Here is a 24,329-nt window from a genome sequence, read left to right as displayed (position 1 = left end):
AATGCAAATATGGATAGCCATGATTTCATTTTTACTTCTAAAATATCTTTCAGATTCATCGTCTTCGGTATGGACTGTAGGCTCATTGATGGCTGTGATTCCAATTCTATTGTTCATGAAAAAAGATATCTGGCTATGGTTGAATAAGCCAAAACCAATGGCAGAATCAATGTTTTTTTCAGATGGTCAAATGGGGCTGTTTTTATGAAGCAATTTTATCTTGGACAGCTGTGAGGCTCCATAATAGAAATTCATTGTCTCGATGAAAGTACGGGGAGCTATAAAGTCTATGAGTAATCTCTTAATCTCCTGGTCTTCTGAAAAACTCCAGTATTTTATATTTTCTGAAAAGTCCTGAATCCCCTTATTTGAGATCGCCATTTTGGAAAAAACAGCTGTTTCATTACAGATAAATTCTATTCGTTGAGAGTACATTTGGGTATTGCTTGTTAGATCTCTTTTTGCTTTCTCGGTGATAAAATTGGTTGTAATTCTGGAGGAGACAACGGTCACACCTATGATTGTAATAACTACCAGCATTGATGTTAATATCCAGAGTTTTGTTCGAATGGAAATATTTTTTATTTGGAAATTCCTCATAGATTACGAGATTGTCGCATGTTGACCACTCCCAGAGATTCGATCACAAACTGAATCAATTTTTCAGCTTCTTTAGATTACTCCCAAATTCTTTAGCTGTCATTCCTTTTAATCTGCAGCTCTTTCAGATAATCATTCAGAGGGTTGAATAGTATAAATCCTTCAGCTCTGCCTATAGCTGTCAATGAAGGAAGATAGGGTTCTGATGTAGAGGTTTTCAACTCTTGATTCATCAATTGGCAGATTTTCCAGCAACATGGCCTCCTTCTGCTTCTCTGTCATATTGAGAAGGGGAAAGAAGCCCATATTGAAGGAGAGAGTCGCTTCCAGGAAATCCTGTACGGCCTGTGATCCCTGGAATACTCCTGTGTGTATGAGAACCCCCCTCAGCTCGGAAATGACCTTGAAGAGACTTCTCTTTATTTTTCTCAGAGCCTCCAGGGATACGTTCTTTTCAAGAGTCGTATATAAGAGATTCAGTATTTCCACCATGGTACGGTAGGTCATGAATTTCTCAAACCAGTATCTTGCAAACTCCAGGGAGTTTTTTATCTCATTCATCTTTCCTGAATTATAATCCTCACAGACACTGGTCGACCAGGATGCAATCTCTCTACTCAGGTATTCCATGAAGATCTCTTCTTTAGTTTCAAAATACTTATAAATATTGGAACGGGCCGAGTTATTTTCTTTGGCAATAAGAGCAAAGGTTATTTTGTCATAATCAATGCTCTTGTATAGATTAAGGGTCGTCTCCAGAATCTCCCGGATTCTGACTTCTTTCTGTTCATCTGTTCGTGCCCGTTCCCAACTCATATTCACCCCTGAACAGATCACTCAGCCGCGGCCTTTCTGTACATTCCCAGCACGAGGCTGTCCATTATTCTATCACTCAGGAGAGTCTTGATTCTCTTGAGTACCTTTGCATCCCGGGTGGTGTCATATGTTGTTTTCGGTTTTTTGACTGTTCCTGCGGTAACCATGGCCCTGACGGTGCTTTCCGGTCCGGGGCTGGTCTCATTGGAATTGACAATATTGTTTCTAAAGCCTTTCATCAGCAGGCGGTAGTCATCGGGGTAATCAATTTTGTCCATTGTCTCAACGGCTATATTGGCAAATTCCGTTTTAACAGCTCCCGGATGGATCATGACCACATCAATTCCCAGGCCCTTCACTTCCTGCCGGAGAGCTGTTCCCATACCGTATAAGGCATGTTTTGTGGATGCATACCAGCCCAGACCCGCCGTGGATAGATGGCTGACCAGAGACGCCGTGAGGATGATCCGGCCATTACGTACTTTCCTCATATGGGGAAGTACTGCCTGAATGATCCGGGCCTGTCCAAATAGATTCACATCATACTGGTACTTGATCTCTTCGAGAGATATATTTTCTATGTTTCCATAAGTACCGTACCCTGCATTGCCATAGACAATATCGATGCGGCCTTCTTCCCTGATAATCTGCTCGACGGCATTCCGTACATCATCATCTTTTGTGACGTCTACCTTGATCAGCCTGGCTCCCAGTTCTTTCAGGTCTGCCATCGGTTCAAGACGCCGGGCCGTGGCGTAAACTTTATAGCCTCTGTGTAATAGTTCTTTTGCCGTATCATGTCCAAAACCGGCTGATGCACCGGTGATAAATACTACTTTTTCTTTGCTCATATAATTAACCTCATCTAATATACTTTAGTTATGCTAATAATATAAGAAACGTCGTGTCTCCAGTCAAGAGACGATGTGTCTTTTAACTGTAAATAATAACCGGATTGTTTGAAGCCTCTCTTCAAAATTCAATTACTAGGAAAATATTACTTTTGTAATCATTATAAAAACAAAGTGAAGGGCAGTACCAGCGCAGAATAATTCATATTCCAAAACATAGAGTAAAAGGGTGTGTTTGATTATTGATACCCACATGCACTGGAGTACATTTTTAGAACATCTCTTATTTTAGAGTGAATAATTTCATCCACTGAGTTCGATATAGCTCCCTTCAGTATTGCCGTGAATTGAGAAGGCATATATTGGCTTAAAATAGATAAAGGAATTCCTTTACTATTCAAATTAACTTTGAGTTTCTCGATAGAGTCATTTATACGGTTATCATTTAAATAATATCTGCTCCTATCACTAAAACTGTAACATCGCTTAAATAGTTGTTCTGTCTCATCACCAGAATAATATTTTTTCCAATACTTTGGCTGTTCTATCATCACTTTTTCAAGAACTTCCTGGAAACATGAGAGTTGATTTTTTTTCGGGTCAATGATTTTTCGTTCTATTTCTTCCAGAGCAAATAAGGCTTCTCTATAGGCAAATGTAAGCCAGGGGCCAACTTTTAAAATACAAAAATGATCTTCCACAAGATGGGTTAGGTTTTCTTTACTTTGATAATCTGTTGAATGGGCTTCAAATATCAAAATACCGAAATCTTGTATGGAGTTACTCAGATCCTTTGCCGCTTCTCTGTTGTATTGAAATATATTCTCATCTCCAAACTCGACACCTGGCTGGACAACCAATGCAACAACTCGCTTCCATGCTTCATTTAGCCCAAGCTTAATAAAGGCTTTCTTTGTAATAGCAAATGTAGACTGTGCATCTAGAGCTTTTGTTGCTGTCACTTCATTTTCTGCTCCGTCTGTTCCTCCGGGAACCGGAACCTCTGTTCCAATGATATAATGCAATTGTGAAGGACCTTCCATGTATTTCTTCCAGGTCTTCTCTGCAACCATGCATAATTCTGAAGCTCTGAGGGCCACTACTTTATCAGATAGAGGATTTTGTCTGTCTCCCTGATCATCCAAGCAGAACATACTTGTATCAAGGTGGATTTTCAGATAACCGGCTTTGACGTAAGCGGAAATGAGGTCTTTGGCATTCATCATTGCCTCTGCTGCTGTAAGGTTCTGCCAGGCATTCGGCCCCAGGTGATCTCCCCCAAATAGTAGCTTATCGGTGGGGAATGCAAGCTCTTCTGCAAGTCCTTTAACATAAGTGATAAACATATCCGGTGTCATACCTGTGTAACCACCAAACTGGTCAACCTGATTCGAGGTCGATTCAATACAAAGTATAGAATTATCATCTGTAGCTTGAATCATTCCGGCTTTAATTACTTCAGGGTGGGAACTGCAGATTGAGTAAATACCGACTTTTTTTCCGGATTTATTTTCTTTTAATATGTGAAGAAATTCTTTAACAGCTGTCACATCAGGTCCTTTGAGTAGATTTTATATTTTCTATTCCTACTCCATTTATGTAAGTGCAGAAGTAGGAACTGATATTATTAGTAGATTGAAACATCCTGGACTACACGATTTATAGTGCCGGAGATGCTGGGAGAGTCTGGTTTATGTCCAATTTGAATACTTTTAAATAAACCATTCAACTGTCCGATTAAAACATAAGGGAGGATATTGAATGCATCGGGAAGGGAGTCTCCTCCTGGAAATACTTCAAGAATCTGACCTTTGAGAGACTGGATTGCTTTGTCTTTTTTATCGCAAACAAAAAGATAATCAGCTCCCTGCTCTTTCTCCTGCATTTCCTTTAGAAGATCTATTTCAAACAAGCGCCTTTTAGGATCAGATGATAAATATGCAATGACAAGTGAAGTTTTATTAGCAAATACCTGCGGACCATGGCGTAAACCCAGATAAGAATTAAAATCTGACAAAATTCTTCCGTCCGTCATTTCCTGAGATTTCAATCTTGACTCCTGGGCACAACCTTTTAGTTCTGCTGTACCTAGGTAGAGAATTCTATCAGTTTCTCGGCATATAAATGTACGTACTGTTTCTGTGTCATTTTCAAGTATCTTTTGAGCAGCCTTTGAAGCCATTTGAGTATACTTCTCAAATTTTGCCACATCATCCAAGAAAGGGAGAGCAAGTAAAGCTAAAGCCATACTGGTATATGAGCTGGTCATAACTAAAGAACTGTCATTGGTTTCTTCTGGGAGGATAATATTTAACGTATTTTCATCTTTCTCTGTTAACCGAAGCATTTCGCTATCTTTATTACAACAAAGGTTGACTTGCATAGCTGAGGGATTATATTCTTTTGTTTTATTGTATGTCGCAACTGATTCAGGAGAATTCCCTGAGCGGCCAATGGACACGACAAGGTTCTTCTTGTTATTCATTAAATAATAGTCGGGTTGGGTAATAAAATCTGTTGTTGGAACAGAAGTAACAGGTCTGTTGAATGCTTTTTGCAGGAAGGGGGCCACCGCATTACCAACAAATTCGGAAGAACCAGCACCTGTCAGATAAATATTCATCTCATTCTCAGAATATACACCACTCTTGCTGAGGAATGCTTTTATCTCCTTTCTATTCTGAATAACAATCTGAGATGTTTTTATCCATATTTCAGGTTGTTGTGCTATTTCATTTGCAGTAAAAATAGTACCCAAGTTTATTTGTTCTTCTTCCGGCAAATTAAGCAACTCTTTAAAACTGTACATTATGACTCTCCAATATATTAATAATATCTGTATATGATGATTTGGCTTCAACACCTCCAGGAAATTGACAACTTCTTGCTGAAGCTGCTGAAGCAAAATGAGCTGATTTAATGAAACTTTTATTTAAGACTTCATGGCTATATATAAATGCTGCAGAGAAAGTATCTCCTGCACCAATAGTATCTATAACTGTCGCCGGATAAATGGGAATAAAATCCTCTCCATTCTCTGTTATTATCAAAGCCCCCTGGGCACCCATTTTAAGAACTGTCATTTTAACCCTGTTTTTGAAAAACAATGTTGCTTCATGAATTGACAGTGAATTAGATATAGAAAGGGCTTCATCTTCATTGATAAACAGGACATCAAGAAGAGGGTAAAGAATCTCCAGATACTCCCACTTCTCTTGAGCATCCCATTGAGTATCCAGTGATATTTTCAAACCCTGTTCCTTCAGGTGCTTGATAACTCTTACAAGATTTGGAAGAAATGAAGTTTGCTGATAAATACCAGTGAAATGGACATGTGAAAATTGACTGTATGAGATACCCAGGTCAGGACCGGTGTATTCTGAGATAGTTCCAGGATAGGTGACCTGAGATCTGCTGCGACCATAATTTAAGTTTACAGTTATTCCAGTTTTCACTGAATCGCTAATTTGGACTAGTCGGGTGTCAATTCCAAATTCTTTCATTTTGGAATCCATAAATAAGCCATTTTCATCATTTCCACGTAAACCTGAGACAACACATTTACCACCTAAAGATGCAAAGGCTGCTGCAGTAATAACTGCAGAGCTACCAACAGTTTTAGAGAATGTCTCAGCTAACACTTCTTTATCATCCTGGACTGGGTGACTGAGATTTCCAAATACAAGGTCAACATTGATGTCACCGCAAAATAAAATGTTATAGTTATTCTTCATAAGCATGTATTATATGATTGAAATCAATATTGGTCAATCATATAATGATTGATATGAGTAAAATATGATTGCCCAAGATAGGGTTTTGTAATTTATATAATAAAAATCTAATTTTCATTTAGTCAAAATCATTTTTAACGCTAAATAAAGTAGATTAGATAATTCAATTGATCAAAATATGCTTGACGTACATATTCACATATTTATATCATAGATGTATAAAACAACACTGAGGTAGATTATGTCCCGAAAAGCATTTATCAGACAGGAAGCTCTTGTTGAATATCTAAATGAACATACAGAACTGAGTGTTGAAGACTTATGTACTTACTTTAAAGTGAGTGAAGCAACAATCAGAAGAGATTTAGCCGAACTTGAAGAGTTGAAAAAAGTTAAACGGATTATCGGTGGAGTACAAGTCTTACCCTCTGCGGCACCCGAACCGCCTATTGAATCAAGAATGGGTGAAGTCTCTTATGAAAAAGAGATCATTGGTGTCGCTGCTGCAAAACTGATACAGGATGGAGATACCGTTTTTATAAGCAGTGGTTCGACGGCCTATCAAACGGCAAGAAATATTACCAAGCATGAACGATTGACTGTTATCACTAATTCTCTTCCTGTAATAGATTTAATAAGCAAATGCCCCAAAATCACTCTGATTGCTTTAGGTGGGATTCTCCGTCAATCAGAGCAGTCCTTTGTCGGCCCCGGAGCAGAACAGGCATTGCAAGGACTACGTGCAGACAAGGCTATATTGGGAGTCCGGGCTATTCATTTAGAACAGGGCCTAACAAATGATGCACTCCCAGAAACGCAGATCGATAGATTGGTTATTAATATTGCCAGTGAAGTAATTGTTGTTTCAGATCATACAAAATTTGATAAGATTGCCCCTCTTTTCCTGGCTCCCTTACAGTCCATTTCTAAAATTGTTACTGATGATATAGAGGACATAAAGGCTCTAGCTTATAAAGAGCAGGGTATCCAGATCATCCGCGCAATATAGTCATTTCATAATTTTATAATTCCTTTCATTTTTCCTGTAGTGTCAATCATTAAATAATCATTAAATGCTTGACAGGTGAGTGATCTGTGATACTATTGATGTATTATTGCAAATATTAGTTGGTCTTTTGACTCTGTTATCTTAATAGGAAATGAAAATGATCGAATTAATCATTTTAAATTCATTTTTTTTGGGTTTTTTGGTTTTTTTGTTCTTGGTCAAATAGAAGCTCTTATTTTTACAATAATTAAGATGGCTGTAAGGGGTCCTATCTCCTTATTCGAGTATTAATAAACGGAGGAATTTATGAAAAAAACTTTTGGGCTTATTGTTCTGTTGTTTACCTTGTTTAGTCTTGTCAGTGCCGGTGCATCAGGAACTCAAGACTCTGCGGATGGTTCTGGTGAGAAGCAGGAAATTAATAATGAGATAACTGTTATATTTCCACAGCATGAAGCTGATAAAATCGGTGCTTATCCTGCATTGGTTAAAGAATTTACAAAAGAAACAGGAATTAAAGTTAACCTGATTCAATTGGGTTGGGATGAGGTCGCTGATAAAGTGCTTCCTGAACTTGCATCTGGTGGTTCTGCTTATGATGTTGTTGAATTTGACAATGGTTGGGTTGCTAAATGGACAAATGCAGGATGGGTTGAGCCTCTTGATAACTATATGCCTGTCGGATATGAAGCTGAAATGATTCCTGGACTTGTTGATCTCTTTAGTGGTAGTGATGATAAATTGTATGGTGTTGTCTGGAATAATGATACAAGATTTTTCTACTATAATAAGTCCATATTAGATGAAGCCGGTATTGCTGCACCTCCCACCACATGGGATGAACTAATTGAACAGAGCAAAATGATGCAGGATAGGGGACTCATAAAATATGGTCTTGCTCCTTTCTGGAAAGCAGAATGGGCTCTTGCTAATGAATTCCATTTCTGGACTTATACTTATGGTGGTCGGATCGTTGATGGGGATGGTAATTTCCTCTGGAATAAAGATTCAAAAACATTGGCCGCAGTTAATGGTATGAAACGATTACTGGATGAAGGTGTTGCAGATCCTGCTTCCTTAACTTATGACCAGGAAACTTCCATGAACCTTTTTCTAAAAGGTGAAACAGCTTTTATGCCTCAGGGACTTTCCGGTTTATTAACATATGCAGATAACCCTGAAATCTCCAGTGTTGTAGGAGAGATCGCTGTTTCTACTGTTCCCGGGGCCTCTGCCGACTTATCCGCTGCATTAACTCTTCCCGAAGCCTATGCCATCCCTAAGGCATCCAAAAATAAAGAGAATGCATGGAAATTTATTGAGTTCATGACCAGCAAGGAATCAAATAAAAAGCTTTCCAATCAGATTGGTACTCTGCCGATCTGGGTAGATGTTTTTTCTGATAGTGATCTACTTGAGAAATATCCACATTGGCTGCAGTTTCAACAGCAGCTTGTTTCTGTTCAGGGATTATCCACCTTAAGTTGGTATGATGATTTTGCAGATAAATGTATTACTGAAATACAAACTTCTCTTTCAGGAAGACAGAGTGCTGAAGAGGCATTGGCCAAGATGGCTGATCTGTTAAAAGAGTTTGACGGCGTTAAATAATCATTAAACAGGTTGTCTTCTGATTAAGACAACCTGTTTTTTCAAAAAGTGGGCTTTATTTCATGAATCAATCTATACAGTATAAATTAGGCAAAGAAGAGAATCTTGGTAAAATCCTGGTTCTGCCATCAATGATCATCGTATTCGGATTTCTTCTATTCCCCTTTCTTTATTCATTTATTCTTAGTTTTTTCTCTAAGGATCTGGCACGACCAGCTACAAATGGTTTTGCCGGGTTATCTAACTATATTAAATTACTTCAAGACCCTTATTTTCTGAATTCTTTGAAAGTAACAGGGATATTTAGTTTTACGTCTGTTTTCTTTGAGCTCCTCATCGGGGTTGCTATTGCTCTTGTTCTCAATATGAAGTTTCGTTTTCGAGGATTTGTGCGAGGGTTGATTATTCTTCCCTGGGCACTGCCCAATATTGTCAATGCATCCATGTGGAGCTGGATATATAATGCCAACTATGGAGTGTTGAATGCTCTCCTTTTAAAATTAGGTTTGATTGAAGAATATCAGGCATGGCTGGGAAATCCAGTAAGCGCTATGATTCTTGTAATCCTTGCTAATGTCTGGAAAGAGACTCCCTTTACAATCATTATGGTTCTGGCTGCTCTTCAAGGTGTTCCAAAAGCGATGTATGAAGCGGCTAAAGTTGATGGAGCAAATGTATTTAAAAGATGGCACTACATTACTCTTCCATTTATTAAAAATATCCTTATGGTCTGTGGTCTGCTGCAATTAATCTGGAGCTTGTTGCACACATTTGAATTGATTTATGTCATCACCAGAGGTGGACCCTTCAATTCGACAGATATACTTCCTCTTAGAATCTACTGGCAGACCTTCAAGTCTCTCAGATTCGGTTATGGGTCAGCTATGTCTTATCTGACGGCTCTTATTATCTTCATACCGACTTTCTTCTATATTAAATCAGCTTATAAAAGCTCTATGGAGTCCTGAAATGAGTGGATTATCAATAACCGAAAAATACCTATTAAAAAAGAGACTTCAGCGATTTGTTTCCAGTTCATTTTTATATATAGCTGTAGCACTGATTGTTTTGTGGGTTCTTGCTCCCTATACCTGGCTTGTTATCTCATCTTTCTCATCTAAAATTGATTTGTTGGAAGTTCCTCTGAAAATTCCTACAAAGTTTACTTTGGATCATTACCACTCTATTTTTTCTGCAGGTACTGCCATTGGAGAGGGGATGTCCTTTTTCACTCAATCTCTTATGAATTCAGTGATCATTACCTTTGGTTCCACCGTTTTATCAATGGTGTTAGGAGTTCTCAGTGCTTATGCTATCAGCAGATTACGGTTTAAGGGACGTAATCAGGCACTATTGATAATGATGATCAGTTATATGCTTCCCCCCATTGCGATTGTTATCCCTGGATATATGATTTTAAAAGCCCTCTCACTATATGACAGCCGTTTTGGACTGATTTTGGTGAACATAAGCTTTATATTGCCTCTGATTGTATGGATCATGAGAGGTTTTTTTATGAGTATCTCCAAAGAGATGGAAGAATCCGCTCGAATAGACGGTTGCTCTTATCTGGGGTCTCTTTTTAGGATCGTGCTTCCCCTTTCTGCTCCAGGAATTGTCAGCGCAGGAATCTTTGCCTTCATAGCGTCCTGGAATGAGTACCTGTATGCCTTTCTCTATACAAGTATGAGAGCTAGAACCCTTCCTGTTCTCCTTGGTGAGTTTACAACTAAAGTTGGAATAGATTATTTAAATATGGCAGCTGCGGGGGTTATAACAAGTCTTCCACCTGTTATCCTGGCACTGGTCTTTCAGAAGTTTTTGATCAGTGGTCTTACCGAAGGTTCGGTGAAGGGGTAAGTACTCTCTACTCAGATCCCAGAGGCTAGAATGAATCGGAAGCAAACCTTGAAGAACCTGGAGGAAGTTCTGATCTGGAAGGATTAATTAAATTTTATTAAATAATTGAATATGGTGAATTATAATGATTTTCTGTATTTCATAAGGAATGCTAACCCCTAGTGCGTAGTAATTGATAGATTATCGATTTAATTGCCCGGGGGTAGTCTTTTATATGTTTTGAGAATTAAATTCAAGAACACAAATTTCTTTAAGGTAGCAGAGAGAGACTTCTTTCCTCGATCTTCTACAACTTGAACTACCTGATAAATAAACCCCTCAAAGCCGTTTACAAATATGAGTCCTTCACTTTTATTAGATTTTTCCTCTAAATGATTCATAAGGGATATTGATTCATTTAATATCTCCTACTGTGAATGTCATTATATTATTCTCATGGAGTGGTATATTTCGATTTATTGCTTATAAATGTTGCCTTATTGTCATTTCGCCTTGATAATTGATGAACTATGGAACATGAGGATAAATACCATCCCTCTGATCAGGTGGTCTTCAGATCATTGCAGGAGGAGGAATATGAACTGACATCGGATCAACTGGTTAATCTCAGGGAGAGGCATTTTCCCAGTGATCATAAGGCTCATCTACACTACCACAATACAATTGAAATCAATGTTAACCGGGGTGTTGAGGGGACGGTCTGGATAGATGGTATTGCCTTCAATCTGAATGACATAGAGGTTCTTGTAGTTCCTCCGGGAGTTATGCATGCCTTTGAATTCAAAGGCGGTTCTGGAAGCTTCGATGTGCTGCATATTTCTTTGACCAGACTCGGGAAGTATTTGAATCTACATAATATTTTCGGAGATGATCTTCAGGGACTGAAAAGTATGTCCTCCATGGATGAGGGCTATAAAAACATCAAATCAATGATCGGCAAGATGAAGGAAGTTGAAGATGAAGATGTATTTACACAGCTTCAGATCATTCTTGAAATCTTTAACAGGATCTTCAAAGAATCGAATCCAATTAGGTCTGAGAGTAAAAATGCATCCCTACTCAAAATGGTTATTGATTATACGGAGACGAACTATAATAAAAAAATAGACCTGAATGAAATTTCATCCTATACCGGTCTTTCCAGATCCTATTTCAGCCGCTTCTTCAAGAAAACAACCGGCACGGGTTACTTTACTTATCTCACTCTGATGCGTCTTGAAAAAGCAAAAGTGAAAATACGTAGGGGTGAATCTGTAACAGAAAGCTGTTATTCCAGCGGTTTTGACAATATCTCATACTTCATTCAGCTATTTAAGAAACATAATAAGGGAATTTCTCCCGGGAAATTCAGGGAGCAATAGATGAAATTAATCACAAGAACAAATCTCTTTTTAGTCTCTCTGGTATTCTTTCAGGCTTTTCTGGCTTACAACTTTCTAACGATTTCTCTGGTCAATTTTTCTCAGAAAGACGGATATAAAACGATTGAAAATGATTTAATAACCATTAGGAATCATTATCGACAGTTTAAAGACCAATTCTGGCGGGATCTCATCCATGTGGACAACAAATGGGCCGAAGGACAAACAAAGATTAATCTGGATAATCCTGATGAAGCTCTGCCCTATCTGATGTCCATGATTCATTCGGATAAATTGGATTACCTGATAATTAAAAATGGTGAAAAGAGAGTCGGAATCAATATCAGGCATCCATTTACAGAGTTTCCCTATGAGGAGATCCCTTTTTTTGAAGCAAAATGGCATCCCACTGTCTTTAATTACAGGAGTGGGCAGTCACTTTTCATGATCGGTACTCTCCAGTTAAGTCCCGGTCTCAGGGTTAATATTATTAAAGAGCTGAATGACCAGTTTTCTAAGGATCTAAGCTATAATATTTCTGCCGGTATAATTCTCTATACAGGAGATTCAGCAATTTCCGGCACTCTTGATCCTGACTATTATTTTGAAAAAATAGTTCAACTGGAATCTCTTACAAAAGCCTCTGTCGTGGATGAACCATTTTATGATATCCCACTCTACGGTAAGAGCTATAATATTTATCTATCCCGCTTTGATACTCTCATTGATAAGGAAACAGAGATAAAACTGGCCCTCTTTTCACCCAATCTTTCAATGAAGCAAAGATTCACATCCATTAAGAATCAATTTCTTCTTATCAGTATCTTCTGTGTTGCCCTGGCAATGTTTATCAGCCTATTCATTTCCAAATCTATTTCAAAGCCGGTTCAGGTATTAGGACAGTCTATGACATCTTTGAAAAATGGATATTTTCCCAAGGTCAAACCGGTCAATAAAGCAACAGAAATCAATATTTTATTTAACGATTTTAACTGTATGGTAGAGAGAATCAAATACAATTCATCCCAACAGATTGCCCTGATACAGGAAATTACTTTTTTGAAAACCTATAATGAACAGATTGTTGAATCTATACAGGAAGGTATTGCCATTGTCGATGCTACAGGACATTTGAACTTAATGAACAGGGCATTTTATGATTTCTGTCCTGCTATCAAAGACATGGAAATCCCTCATGTCAGGGAGATCCCTTTCTGGAATGAGCATCTGGAAGAAAATCTCAATCTCGTAAAAAGAAAAGATATCCAGAACTTTGCCTATATCAGTAGAAATGATGATGGCCAATTAATCGATATCCGTCTGTACCCTTTAAGAAACACCGGGTACGACAGGGCTACTGAAAATTCATGTGTACTGATGTTGGAAGATATTACAGTGAAAGATCAGGTTGAAAGCCAGCTGCTGCAGTTGGAGAAGCTTAATTCTCTTTCCATTCTTACAGCGGGAGTCGCTCATGAAATAAATAATCCCCTGGCCTCTATTATGTCCAATGTGGAGAATCTTCACATTGATGAAAATGATCTGGAAAGTCAAACTTCTGTAACCTGGATAAAAAAAGAGATTCGCCGGATTGCTAATATTATAAAAGGATTATTTGATTTTACAGGATCAAACCAAAAGGGGCAGACTGAGGGACTCCTTACCAGTACATGGCCCTCTAGGGTAAGCCATTACATGAAATATGTTTTAAAAAATAATCCAGATATTCAGTTCAGTATTATTACACCAGAACTTGATACGAATTCTGTCATTCCTGATGATGAAATTCTTCAGATTCTTATAAACATAATAAATAATGCCGTCCAGGCCTTAGAGCATCAGGGTCGAATTGAGCTGATCACAGAAGGACGACAAATTGATGATGAAAGTTTTTTAGTTATCAAAATAGTTGATGACGGACCCGGTATACAGCCGGAAAATATTAAAAGGATATTTGATCCTTTTTTTACGACTAAGCCAGTGGGGAAGGGGACCGGTCTGGGACTCTCAATAGTTTATGGACTTGTAAACAATTATGGCGGTTCAGTCAATGTGGAAAGCTCGCCGGGAAAAGGCTGTACATTTTCTCTGATAATTCCCAGGGAAAGAAGGTGTGAAGGATGAATATTGAAGACAAAATACTTCTTATTGATGATGAAGAGGGTTTACGCTACGGTTTGAAGACTTATCTGAGTAGAAAAGGATTTCAAGTCTTTGATGGAGAAAACAGATCAGATGCGGTAAAGCTGCTCAAAACACATTTATTCAGCATTGCCATTCTGGATATCCGCCTGAAGAACGAAGAAAACGGCCTGGATATAATAGATCTTCTCAGAGATAAAAATCCTGATATCATCATACTGATTGTAACAGGATTTGCTCATCTGGATACAGCAGTAGCCGCTATCAGAAAAGGAGCCAATGACTATCTTGAAAAACCCCTTGAGAATGAAAGAGTATTGGACTCCATCATAAAAAACAGTGAAATTTCTAAACTGAGGAAAGAGAATCATCTATTAAAAAATGAATTGAAAAATACGACTCTGCCGGGAAGGATTATCACAGAAAGTCATAAAATAAAGGAAATCCTCAGAAATGCAGATAAAGTAAAAAACCTTGCACCCAATATCCTTATAACCGGAGAAAGCGGAACGGGTAAGGAGATTCTTGCCAGGTATATCCATTATTCAGGTAATAGAAAAGATAACCTTTTTGTCGGATTAAACAGTGCTGCCTTTTCTGACGGCCTGTTATTGAGTGAATTATTCGGTCATAGGAAAGGGGCTTTCACAGGGGCTATAGATAATAAAACCGGGAAACTGGAGATGGCTCATAAGGGGACGTTTTTTCTGGATGAAGTGGGTGATATGAACCTGGATATTCAGGCTAAATTTCTAAGAGTCCTGGAAGAAAGAACTTTTGAACCTCTCGGTGGGAATAATACAATCAGTGTGGATATTCATATTATCGCTGCAACAAATAAAAATTTGGCGGAAATGATCGCTCAGGGAAAATTCAGAGAAGACTTATTCTATCGACTAAATGTTATCAATTTTCATCTCCCCCCCCTGAGAGAGAGAAAGGAAGATCTCGAGGGACTAAGTTTTAATTTTATTGATTTTTTCAATCGTCAATATCGAAAAAATATTCAACCTCTTTCAGGAAGAGTTCTGCACACACTGAACAGGCATGACTGGCCGGGAAATATCAGGGAGTTGAAGAATGTTATCAATCAGGCCGTCCTGCTCGCGGACAGAGATATTGTTACTGATGAAAGTATCAGGTCTCTTATAGGAAGCAAGGATTTGCCTCTTAATTCAAAATCTTCCGAGGGTGAAGATCTTTTGCCTCAACTCTTAAATGCGGGGACTCTTCAGGAACGACTGGCTCCGCTAACTCAATTCTATGAAAAAAAGCTGCTTCTTGAGTCCATGTCAAAGAATAAAAATAACAAGACAAAAACCGCTGAAGAATTGGGTCTCTCAAGAAAAACAATAGCAAGAAAGCTCCAATACTATGATATCCACTTATAAAATGGAACATTGAGAACCCGTTATTCCGGGACACTGTAGTCCCTATGGGACATCTATGTCCCGGTGAATTCTGTCAAGAAAAATATTAAGTATTTATCAATTAATTATTAAATCATTACAATGGAAAGGAATATTTAATTGATATTCATTTAGCTAGTGTCCTTGGTATGATTCTTGCAATATGAGATATACCTGATTCAGGAAAAAACTAAAGGAGTTTTATTGTGAAAAAACTTATGACGGCTGCATTGGCAGTACTCATCCTCAGTACATCTGTATTTGCTGAGGGACAAAAGGACAAAGGCGAAGACAAGATTGTTATAGCAGGGATTGTATTTCAGGATGATCAGTTTTTCAATGTTATTCAGAAAGGGATGCAGGCGGCTGCAGATGACCTTGGAGTGGAACTGCTTCTAGCCAACAGTAATAATAAGCAGGATAAGGAAATGGAACTGGTCAATACTTATATTGCCAGAGGAGTAGACGCTATTGTTATTTCTCCTTTAAGTGAATCTGCTTCCATTGCACCCTTGAAAAGGGCAGATGACAAGGGGATCAAAGTAATAACTTACAACTCTCCCCTTGGTGCAGATTTCCCCGTTTCCTATGTAAACAGCTCCCAGAGTGAGCTCGGTTCTGGTTCTGGAAAAGTGGCCAGAGGCTATATTGATAGAAATCTTGATGGTGAGATACAGGTGGCAACTCTGGCCTTTAAATCTCTTTTACCCGAAATTTCAGACATGAGGGTGAATGGTTTTCTTAATGAAATCACAGACCTACCCGGTGTTAAAGTTGTATCCCAGCAGGATGCATGGTTGGCTGAGGATGCTCTGGCAAAAGCAGGAGATATACTTACTGCTAACCCTGATCTGGATATCATTTATGCTGCCAATGACGGAGGAACTGTTGGAGCCGTAATGGCTGTCAAGAATGCCGGTAAAGATGTCGTTGTATTTGGAATCGATGCTAGTGAACAGTTGGCAAATTTTCTTAAGGATGAGTCCAATATCCTTCAGGCAACTACTGGTCAGCAGCCTTTTCAGATTGGATACCAGAGTGTTGAGTTTGCAGTGAAGGCCATAAAAGGTGAACCTGTTGAAGAGACTATCATTGTACCTGGTATGGTATTGGATAGAGCAGAACCTGCCGGAATTGAAAAATTTCTTGTAGACCTCAAGGCCATAACAAACTAAAACACAACTGACTGGGGAAGATTTATGGAAAAATTTAAGCTGCAGACAGAATGTCTGCGCAAGGTCTACCCCGGTACGGTTGCGCTGGATGACTTTACCGTCGGATTCGACGGCGGTAAAGTACATGCCATTATTGGAAAAAACGGATCGGGAAAAAGTACTCTGATAAAGATAATTTCAGGTGCAATTAACCCGACCAGCGGAATCCTCCGGGTCGATGGTTTAGAAGTAAAAATGGATACACCACTTGATGCATTTGATAAGGGAATTGCAACCGTATACCAGGAGCTGAGTCTTATCCCGGATTTGACTGTTGCAGAAAATATCCTTCTGGGGAGATTGGTAAAAACAGATGGACTTATTCCCCGTATTGATTGGAAGGCATCATATGCTAAAGCTCAGCGTATTCTGGATGAAATGGAAGTAGATATTTCTGTTGATCAGGCTGTTAAGTATTTAAGTGTCGGGCAGCAGCAGGTAATTGAAATTGCAAAAGCCATGAGTTATAAACCTCTGGTTCTCATGCTGGACGAACCAACTTCTGCTTTGGCTGCTCATGAGGTGAACAGCTTATTTACAGTTATTAGAAAATTAAAAGAGAAGGGAGTAGCTATACTCTATATTTCTCACAGATTACAGGAATTGAATGAAATAGCGGATACAGTGACAGTCATTCGAGATGGTCATTTTATCGGTAAAATAGATATGCAGGATGCCAGTTCCGAACAGATTGTTCATATGATGTTTGGAGATGTTGAACAGAAGCACAGGCCATCGGATCTCAAAATTGAAGATGAAACTGTTCTGGAAGTGAAGGGCCTATCTGATAACAGACATTTTTCTGATATTAGTTTTTCTGTCAAAAAAGGGGAAATCCTTGGAATTGCAGGAATGCTGGGCTCCGGGAGAACAGAGCTGCTCCGTTCCATTTTCGGTGCTGATAAACTTCAGGAAGGTTCCATCATTTTCAATGGAAGAGAAATTACAAATCCTGATCCGGTTCTCATGAAATCTTTGGGTATGGGACTGACTCCGGAAAATCGAAAAGAAGAAGGACTTGTTCAGGTATTAAGTACCAATGAGAATCTCTGTCTTGCCTCTCTGGACAGGATCGGAGGTCGAGGTGGTTACATCAACAGAAAAATGGAGGAGCCTTATATTAAGGGTCCCATTGAAAAACTGCATGCCCTGGTTCCCAGGGCTGATCTTCCTGTTTCCTCCCTGAGTGGTGGGAATCAGCAGAAAATAGTGGTTGGAAACTGGTTGAATACCAATCCCCAACTGATGATCTACGATGAACCCTCCAGAGGGATTGATGTCCAGGCCAAGCAGCAGATTTTTCAGATTATGTGGGATCTGAGTCGGGAGGGAATTTCATCCCTTGTTGTTTCTTCAGAGCTGGAAGAGCTGTTGGAGATCTGCCATAGAATATTAATTATGAGACAGGGACGAATCATCGATCAGGTCAAACCGGAAGATCTTAGAATAGAACAATTGTACGCAATGTGTATGGAGGCATAAAATGCTGGAATGGATATCAAAAAACAACCCCTTTAAGAAACAGATGCTGCTTTCCATATTGGTTATGCTTTGTCTTTTTCTATCTTTTACAGCCCCGGGGTTCTTTACAATCGACAACTTTCTGAATGTACTCAGAAATACTTCAATGCAGGGAATTATCGCTTTTGGTATGACAATGGTTATGATTGCCGGAGAAATTGACCTTAGTGTAGGTTCTACTGTAGCTTTTACCGGTTGCTTAACAGCCTGGATCGTCAAGGCATTATTGGCTTTGGGAGTCGGGGCTCCGCTGGCAGTTTGTTGCGGAATCCTGGGCGCCCTGACTGTGGGCTACCTTTTAGGTGTATTCAGTGCTTCTGTCAGAAATCGCTTTAATGTACCTACATTTATTATCACTCTGGCGTTGATGACAGCCCTGTCAGGATTTGCAAATCTTATTACAGGCGGTTTTCCCATCGTTCCTTTTCCCATGTGGTTTAACTTCATCGGGGGAGGGTATGTTCTTGGAATTCCTGTCCCTGCCATTATGCTGGTAGTTGTTTTCTTTATAGTCAATTTCATTATGACGTCCACAACCTTTGGACGAGCAGTTTATGCAATTGGTGGCAATATGGAAGCGGCCCGCTTGAGTGGAATAAAAGTTGCTAATATCAAAATGGCAGTCATGGGTTTGACTTCAATGTTGATGGCTGTTGCAGGCATCATGGTCTCTTCGCAGATTATGTCAGGTACGGCATCAACGGCCAGAGGGTGGGAGCTTGATGTTATTTCTGCTGTTGTTATTGGTGGAACCAGTATGAACGGAGGAAGCGGTTCGGTTAAAGGAACTTTTATTGGTGTCATTTTCCTCGGTGTTGTCGTTAATGGTATGACTCTGATGAATATTAATGAGTATTGGCAATATGTAGTAAAAGGATTCCTTATATTGGGTGCTGTTCTACTGAATGTGGTTCAGGAGAATAGAAAGCTGAACAGTGTGGCAGATTCCAAAAATGATAATAATATTAAATCAGCTGTCATAGGATAGAACTGGTGTAATAAAATAGGGAAAACCCGGACTGTTCAGACAGTCCGGGTTTTCTGTTTGGGGGACTTGAAGTGGAGTGCAGAATAAAAAATGAAGCGGGAATCAGAGATGCCATTTATATGAGTCATGATAGAAGGTGCATGAAGCTCCATTGTGACTTCTTTAAATTAAAAGAATATGTCTAGGGAACAATTTGAACTGCCCCTGCCTGAAATGCCCAGACTCAGTCATTTTGGATTTTCCGATTCCATGGAGAAATGTAACTTTGGCTCCCATTATCACTTTGGCTATGAATTAATATATGTCAGCAGAGGATCTGCTGATATTGAGTTGTTTAAAGGTAAACCTCCAGTACATCTGGAAGAGGATGATTTATGCATAGTCTCTCCCAGTGCTGTACATGAATTTATTTATGATCATCAAGTTCTATCGTTCTACTGGATGGGATTTCAGACAGGTCTGAAGATTGCTGTTTCTGAGGGGCATATGATCCCGCCATATCAACTCCTGAGAAGAGAAAAAAGTAAGACTGTTCAATTCCAGGAGATATACAACAATGAAATTGATGGTATCGTTGGAGAATTCAATATAGAGGACTTCCATATCTTCAGAAAAGCACCCGGTTTTTTACCACTCTTTGAATCAATTAAGAAAGAGCTGCATTGGATCGACCCCTATTCTTCACAGATCATTTATCAGAAAATCCTTGAGATTTTTATTCGAATTGCCCGATTGCTGCAGTCCGAAGTCAGGTCAGAAAATAAGGGGATTGCTTATGTGCGGAACTACATAGAAGCTCATTGCCGGGAGTCCATTAATTTAGGAGAACTTTCATGTAGAGCCGGATATTCACAGGAGCATTTATCCCGGTATTTCAAGGATACATTTGGAAAAACACCAAAACAATATCATAACGAAAAGCGTTTAAATGCTGCCAGGCAATTTTTGACTGCCAGGGGTTCTGTTCAGGATGCTGCTGTCTATTGCGGTTTCAATTCAAGTTCCTATTTCAGCAGCTGGTTCCGTGGATTAACAGGAACTTCCCCCAAAAATTACTGACAGCCCTTCACTTAGAACTATCTGATTCCGGGTGGCCCTCCTTTTTTCAGAAAAACTACCCTGGAATCATAGATCAGTTGAAGGTTCCGTATTTTTTTGCAGCTTGAACCAGGGCTCTCATATTGGCTTCTGGAGTAAATCGACCCATGGCACAACCGCTTGAAAGAAAAAGATTTCTTCCTCCGGTGGCTTCGATTATTTCCCGAGCTTTTTGATCAACCGATTCAGGGCTGCCATGAACAAGGGGATCACTTGGGTCAATGTTTCCCATGAGTACAGATCTCCCATTCACAATTTCAGAGGCCTTCTTTATATCGACCTGCCAGTCAATTTCCAGTATTCTGGCACCTGTATTGACCATATCCTCAAGAATGTCATTGGTATTCCCGCAAATATGGAGACTCCATGGGATTCCATAGTCTTGAACCTGCTCGCATAATGTCTTTTCATGCTCCCAGGCAAATTGCTTGTACATAGCCGGACTGATGAGATTCGGACCGGCATAGGCATCACCGATGGAAGTCGCATGAGCTCCTGCATCTTTCTGTGCTTTAGAAAAGCGGAAACTGGCTTTTCGACACCAGTCCAGAGCATCCCATATAACCTCGGGATCCTCTGTAATCAATTCCATCATCAGGTTTTCCGTTCCCCTGAGAAGACAGAGAAGATCAAAAGGTCCCTGATCCGATCGTCCCATTACAAACACCCTGTCTCCAATAGCAGTAATGAGTTCATCAGTTGCTTCCAGCCAGGCCGGCAGCCTTCCATCCTTTAAAGGATCAGGAAGTCTCATATCCTTGAACTGCCGGAGATCTGTTACCAGGGGATTGTGCTCATCAATAATAGCCGGCTCATCGGGGTTGTCAAAGATCACCTTTGCTCCGCATGCCTCGGCTAATGAGGCGTCATCCATATCAATAACACAACCGTCATAGCCGTATTTCTCCTGGCTTATTATATGGCTTTCGGCCATCTTTTTTCCGTTATTATTTATATTTCCGATTTTGAATCCGGCTGTTTCTGCAGCAAACATGAATGTTTGCGGAACAACAGGAACTCTATCGGGTATCTGGTGATCCAAAACAGCCCGGCATCTCTCTAAGCTTGTCATTTCTTTCATAATAACCTCCGATTACTCTTTATTTTACATGTGGGAGAACCTTGGGTATATTTACGTTTTTGATATTTCTATATGCATTTTTGATATTTTCAAGGATCTCTATGGCTCATTTGTTACAAACACTTCTTTTTCGGATTGATCCGGTCATACAAAAACAATCAAACAGATGTTTGCTCAACCTTCCTCAGGATATCAAAAAAACATATGAAAATATCAAATAGTATAATTGTTATACTCCTGTACCACTGTAATAATGAATATATATAGGAGCTGTGATATGTCTGATAAGCAAAAAATTGACTGGTATAAAACACCCGTTGAGAAAAAAGTCTTTAAGAACTTAACCAGGAGAAGCAATTTAAGGGGGCTTATTCATACTCTTGGATTTCTCTTTTTTCTCTGTGTTTCAGGTTTCTCCGCTTTCTGGAGTATTCAGAATTTATCGTTGATTCTTATATGTATTGTTTTTATGGTTCACGGTGTTCTTTTTTCATTCATCCTTAACGGATTTCATGAGCTGAGTCATAATACAGTGTTCAAATCAAAGAAGTTGAACAGTTTTTTTTATAGACTGTTTAGTTTTCTCAGTTGGAACAATCATGTCTTTTTCAGCGAAAGCCATAGGAAACATCATTTCTATACTCTCCATAAAGATATTGACCAGGAAGTCTCATTGCCTATTGAATTGTCTGCCAGGGAGTTTATTCTCAGAGGGTTTGTTAATCCTCAGGGGTTTCTCGAAACATTATTCGGAACTCTAATACTTTCATTGGGAATTGTTAAAGGAAAAATGTATACCGGATTGGGATCATTTAGTGCTGAGTGGAAGGAGTCTCTTTTTCCGGGTGACGGTTTTAAGGGGCGTCAGCAATTAATCAACTGGGCGAGGATTACTCTTCTCGGTCATTTGCTTATTCTTGGGGCAAGTTTGTACTTTGGCTATTGGACAATACCTCTCATCGTGTCTCTGGCACCATTCTATGGTTCTGGATTTTTATATCTTCTAAACCCGACTCAGCACAAAGGGATGAAAGGGGATGTCTCTGACTACCGTTTAAACTCCCGGACAATACTATTAAATCCTTTTTTGAGGTTTCTCTATTGGAATATGAATTACCATATTGAGCATCATATGTATGCAGCTGTTCCATTCTATAATCTGGGTAAACTGCACACTCTTATAGAACACGACTTGCCCGAGGCTCCTGAAGGAGTGATTAAAACATGGATACAGATAAAAAAAATCGAAAAGAAATAAGCTGAGGACAAAATGAACAAAATGACAGGTCTTGAGAGATGTCAGGCTGTATTGAACTTTGAAACACCTGATAGAGTTCCCGTGGTTCCACAAACATTTATGTTTGCAGCGGAAACAGCGGGATATAAAATTGGTGACATTAATAACAATGGGAAAAAAATGGCAGAAAGCCATATTGTCAGTCAGAATAAATATGGATATGACGGTTGCGTTATCGATATAGATGATGCTTCTCTGGCTGAAGCCTGCGGGGCCAGAGTTATTTTTGACAATCCTGATGAACCGGCAATTGTTGATGAGCATAATCCACTTGTAAGTGATTTAAGACAGGTTAAAGATCTCAAGCTTCCTAACCCTCTAAAAGATGGACGTCTCCCGGCGTGGTTGGAAGCCACAGAAAGGCTGGTTGATTCAATTGGCGATCATGTCTTTGTTATGGGACGATCTGATCCCGGGCCATTTTCACTGCTCTGTTTTTTAAGGGGAACCCAGAATCTAATGATGGACCTTATGACTGAAGATCCGGAGATTCTCTGGGAAGCAATGGACTGGTGTCGAAAAGCCAGTTTAAGCTTTTCCAAGGCCCAGAAAGATGCAGGAGCTCATGCTACTTCCATCGGTGATGCTTATGCCGGTCCGAATCTCATTAGTCCTGCTATGTATAAGCAATTTGCCTGGGAGCATGAAAAGACATTATGCAGGCAGGTTCAGGACTATGGAATTCCATGGAGTCTTCATATTTGCGGGAATACAAATGGAATACTGGAAGATATGGTGAATACGGGTGCAAAAATCCTAGAACTGGACTGGCAGGTGGATATGAAAGAAGCAAGCAAAATTGCTGCCGGGAAAGCGGTTCTAATGGGAAATCTCGACCCCAGCGAACCCCTTGTACTTGGAACCCCCAATGATGTTGACCTGAAGGTCAAAGAGCTTATTGATGCAACAGGAGGAAAAAATCTCTTCCTTTCCAGCGGTTGTGCCATGGGTCGATTTACTCCGGAAGCCAATATGAGAGCCCTGGTTCATGCGGCAGAGAAATACGGGACATTTGATATTTAAATGAGTATTCCTATTTCAGGGAGAGGACTCTTAACTTATTGTTTGTGAATATTCCGTCTACTCCCAATTCTTCCATTAAAGCCAGTTCTTCGGGCTCATTGATGGTGAATACCAGAACTTTCAGTCCCTTTGAATGGGCATCATCCACAATTTCTTTATTGATAGTCTCTTTATTCAGATTGAGAGACCAGGCACCGATATTCTCTGCAAGAGAAGCAAGGCCCAGGGGCAGACAGCTGATAATGGGTGATATACGTACCTCTGTTCTTAGTTTCTTAAATTCTGCCAGTTCGAAATGATCGAATGAGGATATGAGAAAATCATCCCAGCGGCGGCCTTTTTTTAAAATTTCTATTTCCAGTATCCTGGAGACTTCCTCAGCCGATCCTCTCCCTTTAATCTCAATATTAAGAGGACAGCGGCTGTCAATCAGATCTATCACTTCCTGCAGAGTGGGTACCTCTTCGCCCTTTCCGGCATCAAGAGTTTTGATTTCCCTGAGAGTCTTATCTCTGATAAATCCCTTACCGTCTGTTGTCGCATCGATTCTGTCATCGTGCATGACAATTGCTTCTCCGCTTTTACAGATTGAAACATCAATTTCAATCATATCAACTTCTGATTCCAAAGCCATTCTGATTGACTTCAGTGTATTTTCCGGAGCAATTTCAGAAGCTCCTCTGTGTCCGATTATTAGCATCCTAGTCTCCTGAA

At 39.5% G+C, this 24,329-nt stretch carries 21 protein-coding genes; 13 read left to right on the top strand and 8 right to left on the bottom strand.

From position 1 onward, the window contains the following. Nucleotides 1–186: 186 nt before the first annotated feature. The 6 genes from DV872_RS02180 to DV872_RS02155 form a co-directional block, all read right to left on the bottom strand. Entirely contained in the window at nt 187–540 is a 354-nt protein-coding gene (locus DV872_RS02180) for a hypothetical protein (RefSeq protein ID WP_114628198.1), read from the bottom strand. Nucleotides 541–762: 222 nt separating this feature from the next. Then, the gene (locus DV872_RS02175; RefSeq protein ID WP_114628197.1) at nt 763–1,416 is read right to left on the bottom strand and encodes a TetR/AcrR family transcriptional regulator; all 654 of its coding nucleotides are present in this window, start codon (nt 1,414–1,416) and stop codon (nt 763–765) included. A 17-nt stretch (nt 1,417–1,433) separates the two neighbouring features. Then, nucleotides 1,434–2,267, bottom strand: a complete 834-nt coding sequence (locus tag DV872_RS02170) for an SDR family NAD(P)-dependent oxidoreductase (RefSeq protein WP_114628196.1) — start codon at nt 2,265–2,267, stop codon at nt 1,434–1,436. 239 nt (nt 2,268–2,506) lie between these two features. Then, a complete protein-coding gene (locus DV872_RS02165; RefSeq protein ID WP_114628195.1) occupies nt 2,507–3,817 on the bottom strand; it encodes a class II D-tagatose-bisphosphate aldolase, non-catalytic subunit in 1,311 nt (436 codons plus the stop codon). Between the two features lie 77 nt (nt 3,818–3,894). After that, entirely contained in the window at nt 3,895–5,076 is a 1,182-nt protein-coding gene (locus DV872_RS02160; RefSeq protein WP_114628194.1) for an SIS domain-containing protein, read from the bottom strand. Then, nucleotides 5,063–6,001 (bottom strand): carbohydrate kinase family protein, encoded by a 939-nt coding sequence (locus tag DV872_RS02155; protein ID WP_158546786.1) that lies wholly within the window; start codon nt 5,999–6,001, stop codon nt 5,063–5,065. Before DV872_RS02155 ends, DV872_RS02160 begins: the two co-directional genes overlap by 14 nt. A 241-nt stretch (nt 6,002–6,242) precedes the next feature. On the opposite strand from DV872_RS02155, the gene DV872_RS02150 reads away from it, so the two are divergent. The 11 genes from DV872_RS02150 (at nt 6,243) to DV872_RS02095 (ending at nt 20,175) form a co-directional block, all read left to right on the top strand. Next, entirely contained in the window at nt 6,243–7,010 is a 768-nt protein-coding gene (locus tag DV872_RS02150) for a DeoR/GlpR family DNA-binding transcription regulator (RefSeq protein ID WP_114628192.1), read from the top strand. Nucleotides 7,011–7,316: 306 nt separating this feature from the next. Beyond that, on the top strand, nt 7,317–8,621 hold the full coding sequence (locus tag DV872_RS02145) for an ABC transporter substrate-binding protein (RefSeq protein ID WP_114628191.1): 1,305 nt from the start codon (nt 7,317–7,319) through the stop codon (nt 8,619–8,621). Nucleotides 8,622–8,683: 62 nt separating this feature from the next. Continuing rightward, a complete protein-coding gene (locus DV872_RS02140; RefSeq protein WP_114628190.1) occupies nt 8,684–9,589 on the top strand; it encodes a carbohydrate ABC transporter permease in 906 nt (301 codons plus the stop codon). 1 nt (nt 9,590) lies between these two features. Then, nucleotides 9,591–10,481 carry a carbohydrate ABC transporter permease gene (locus DV872_RS02135; protein WP_114628189.1) on the top strand — a complete coding sequence of 297 codons (891 nt, stop codon included), beginning with the start codon at nt 9,591–9,593 and terminating at the stop codon, nt 10,479–10,481. Nucleotides 10,482–10,990: 509 nt separating this feature from the next. Continuing rightward, the gene (locus DV872_RS02125; protein WP_114628187.1) at nt 10,991–11,842 is read left to right on the top strand and encodes an AraC family transcriptional regulator; all 852 of its coding nucleotides are present in this window, start codon (nt 10,991–10,993) and stop codon (nt 11,840–11,842) included. After that, entirely contained in the window at nt 11,843–13,966 is a 2,124-nt protein-coding gene (locus DV872_RS02120; protein WP_114628186.1) for an ATP-binding protein, read from the top strand. After that, entirely contained in the window at nt 13,963–15,375 is a 1,413-nt protein-coding gene (locus DV872_RS02115; protein ID WP_114628185.1) for a sigma-54 dependent transcriptional regulator, read from the top strand. The genes DV872_RS02120 and DV872_RS02115 overlap by 4 nt, the downstream gene beginning before the upstream one ends. A gap of 224 nt (nt 15,376–15,599) precedes the next feature. Next, the gene (locus tag DV872_RS02110; RefSeq protein ID WP_114628184.1) at nt 15,600–16,568 is read left to right on the top strand and encodes a substrate-binding domain-containing protein; all 969 of its coding nucleotides are present in this window, start codon (nt 15,600–15,602) and stop codon (nt 16,566–16,568) included. Nucleotides 16,569–16,592: 24 nt separating this feature from the next. After that, entirely contained in the window at nt 16,593–18,089 is a 1,497-nt protein-coding gene (locus tag DV872_RS02105) for a sugar ABC transporter ATP-binding protein (RefSeq protein WP_114628183.1), read from the top strand. Between the two features lies 1 nt (nt 18,090). Then, the gene (locus DV872_RS02100; RefSeq protein WP_114628182.1) at nt 18,091–19,116 is read left to right on the top strand and encodes an ABC transporter permease; all 1,026 of its coding nucleotides are present in this window, start codon (nt 18,091–18,093) and stop codon (nt 19,114–19,116) included. A gap of 177 nt (nt 19,117–19,293) precedes the next feature. Beyond that, nucleotides 19,294–20,175, top strand: coding sequence for an AraC family transcriptional regulator (locus DV872_RS02095; RefSeq protein WP_114628181.1), 882 nt, complete (start codon nt 19,294–19,296; stop codon nt 20,173–20,175). Between the two features lie 73 nt (nt 20,176–20,248). On the opposite strand, the gene DV872_RS02090 is transcribed toward DV872_RS02095, so the two are convergent. Next, nucleotides 20,249–21,295, bottom strand: a complete 1,047-nt coding sequence (locus tag DV872_RS02090; RefSeq protein ID WP_114628180.1) for a uroporphyrinogen decarboxylase family protein — start codon at nt 21,293–21,295, stop codon at nt 20,249–20,251. Between the two features lie 277 nt (nt 21,296–21,572). On the opposite strand from DV872_RS02090, the gene DV872_RS02085 reads away from it, so the two are divergent. Then, nucleotides 21,573–22,553: a fatty acid desaturase gene (locus DV872_RS02085; RefSeq protein ID WP_158546785.1), complete on the top strand. Its 981-nt coding sequence runs from the start codon at nt 21,573–21,575 to the stop codon at nt 22,551–22,553. A 12-nt stretch (nt 22,554–22,565) separates the two neighbouring features. Continuing rightward, nucleotides 22,566–23,615, top strand: a complete 1,050-nt coding sequence (locus DV872_RS02080; RefSeq protein WP_114628178.1) for a uroporphyrinogen decarboxylase family protein — start codon at nt 22,566–22,568, stop codon at nt 23,613–23,615. Between the two features lie 10 nt (nt 23,616–23,625). On the opposite strand, the gene DV872_RS02075 is transcribed toward DV872_RS02080, so the two are convergent. Further along, nucleotides 23,626–24,315 carry a glycerophosphodiester phosphodiesterase family protein gene (locus tag DV872_RS02075; protein WP_114628177.1) on the bottom strand — a complete coding sequence of 230 codons (690 nt, stop codon included), beginning with the start codon at nt 24,313–24,315 and terminating at the stop codon, nt 23,626–23,628. Between the last annotated feature and the right edge of the window lie 14 nt (nt 24,316–24,329).

This window comes from Oceanispirochaeta sp. M1, from assembly GCF_003346715.1.
Lineage (GTDB): Bacteria > Spirochaetota > Spirochaetia > DSM-2461 > DSM-2461 > Oceanispirochaeta.
The sequence above is the reverse complement of the archived record's forward strand: the minus strand, read 5'-3'. Positions and strand labels throughout refer to the sequence as shown.

Excerpts from the sequence above, each read along its gene's own strand:
- DV872_RS02100 (WP_114628182.1), top strand. The coding sequence starts at position 18,091 with ATGCTGGAATGGATATCAAAAAACAACCCCTTTAAGAAACAGATGCTG.
- DV872_RS02120 (WP_114628186.1), top strand. The coding sequence starts at position 11,843 with ATGAAATTAATCACAAGAACAAATCTCTTTTTAGTCTCTCTGGTATTC.
- DV872_RS02150 (WP_114628192.1), top strand. The coding sequence starts at position 6,243 with ATGTCCCGAAAAGCATTTATCAGACAGGAAGCTCTTGTTGAATATCTA.
- DV872_RS02115 (WP_114628185.1), top strand. The coding sequence starts at position 13,963 with ATGAATATTGAAGACAAAATACTTCTTATTGATGATGAAGAGGGTTTA.
- DV872_RS02090 (WP_114628180.1), bottom strand. The coding sequence starts at position 21,295 with ATGAAAGAAATGACAAGCTTAGAGAGATGCCGGGCTGTTTTGGATCAC.
- DV872_RS02095 (WP_114628181.1), top strand. The coding sequence starts at position 19,294 with ATGTCTAGGGAACAATTTGAACTGCCCCTGCCTGAAATGCCCAGACTC.
- DV872_RS02145 (WP_114628191.1), top strand. The coding sequence starts at position 7,317 with ATGAAAAAAACTTTTGGGCTTATTGTTCTGTTGTTTACCTTGTTTAGT.
- DV872_RS02160 (WP_114628194.1), bottom strand. The coding sequence starts at position 5,076 with ATGTACAGTTTTAAAGAGTTGCTTAATTTGCCGGAAGAAGAACAAATA.
- DV872_RS02135 (WP_114628189.1), top strand. The coding sequence starts at position 9,591 with ATGAGTGGATTATCAATAACCGAAAAATACCTATTAAAAAAGAGACTT.
- DV872_RS02080 (WP_114628178.1), top strand. The coding sequence starts at position 22,566 with ATGAACAAAATGACAGGTCTTGAGAGATGTCAGGCTGTATTGAACTTT.
- DV872_RS02140 (WP_114628190.1), top strand. The coding sequence starts at position 8,684 with ATGAATCAATCTATACAGTATAAATTAGGCAAAGAAGAGAATCTTGGT.
- DV872_RS02155 (WP_158546786.1), bottom strand. The coding sequence starts at position 6,001 with ATGAAGAATAACTATAACATTTTATTTTGCGGTGACATCAATGTTGAC.
- DV872_RS02085 (WP_158546785.1), top strand. The coding sequence starts at position 21,573 with ATGTCTGATAAGCAAAAAATTGACTGGTATAAAACACCCGTTGAGAAA.
- DV872_RS02180 (WP_114628198.1), bottom strand. The coding sequence starts at position 540 with ATGCTGGTAGTTATTACAATCATAGGTGTGACCGTTGTCTCCTCCAGA.
- DV872_RS02125 (WP_114628187.1), top strand. The coding sequence starts at position 10,991 with ATGGAACATGAGGATAAATACCATCCCTCTGATCAGGTGGTCTTCAGA.
- DV872_RS02105 (WP_114628183.1), top strand. The coding sequence starts at position 16,593 with ATGGAAAAATTTAAGCTGCAGACAGAATGTCTGCGCAAGGTCTACCCC.
- DV872_RS02075 (WP_114628177.1), bottom strand. The coding sequence starts at position 24,315 with ATGCTAATAATCGGACACAGAGGAGCTTCTGAAATTGCTCCGGAAAAT.
- DV872_RS02170 (WP_114628196.1), bottom strand. The coding sequence starts at position 2,267 with ATGAGCAAAGAAAAAGTAGTATTTATCACCGGTGCATCAGCCGGTTTT.
- DV872_RS02175 (WP_114628197.1), bottom strand. The coding sequence starts at position 1,416 with ATGAGTTGGGAACGGGCACGAACAGATGAACAGAAAGAAGTCAGAATC.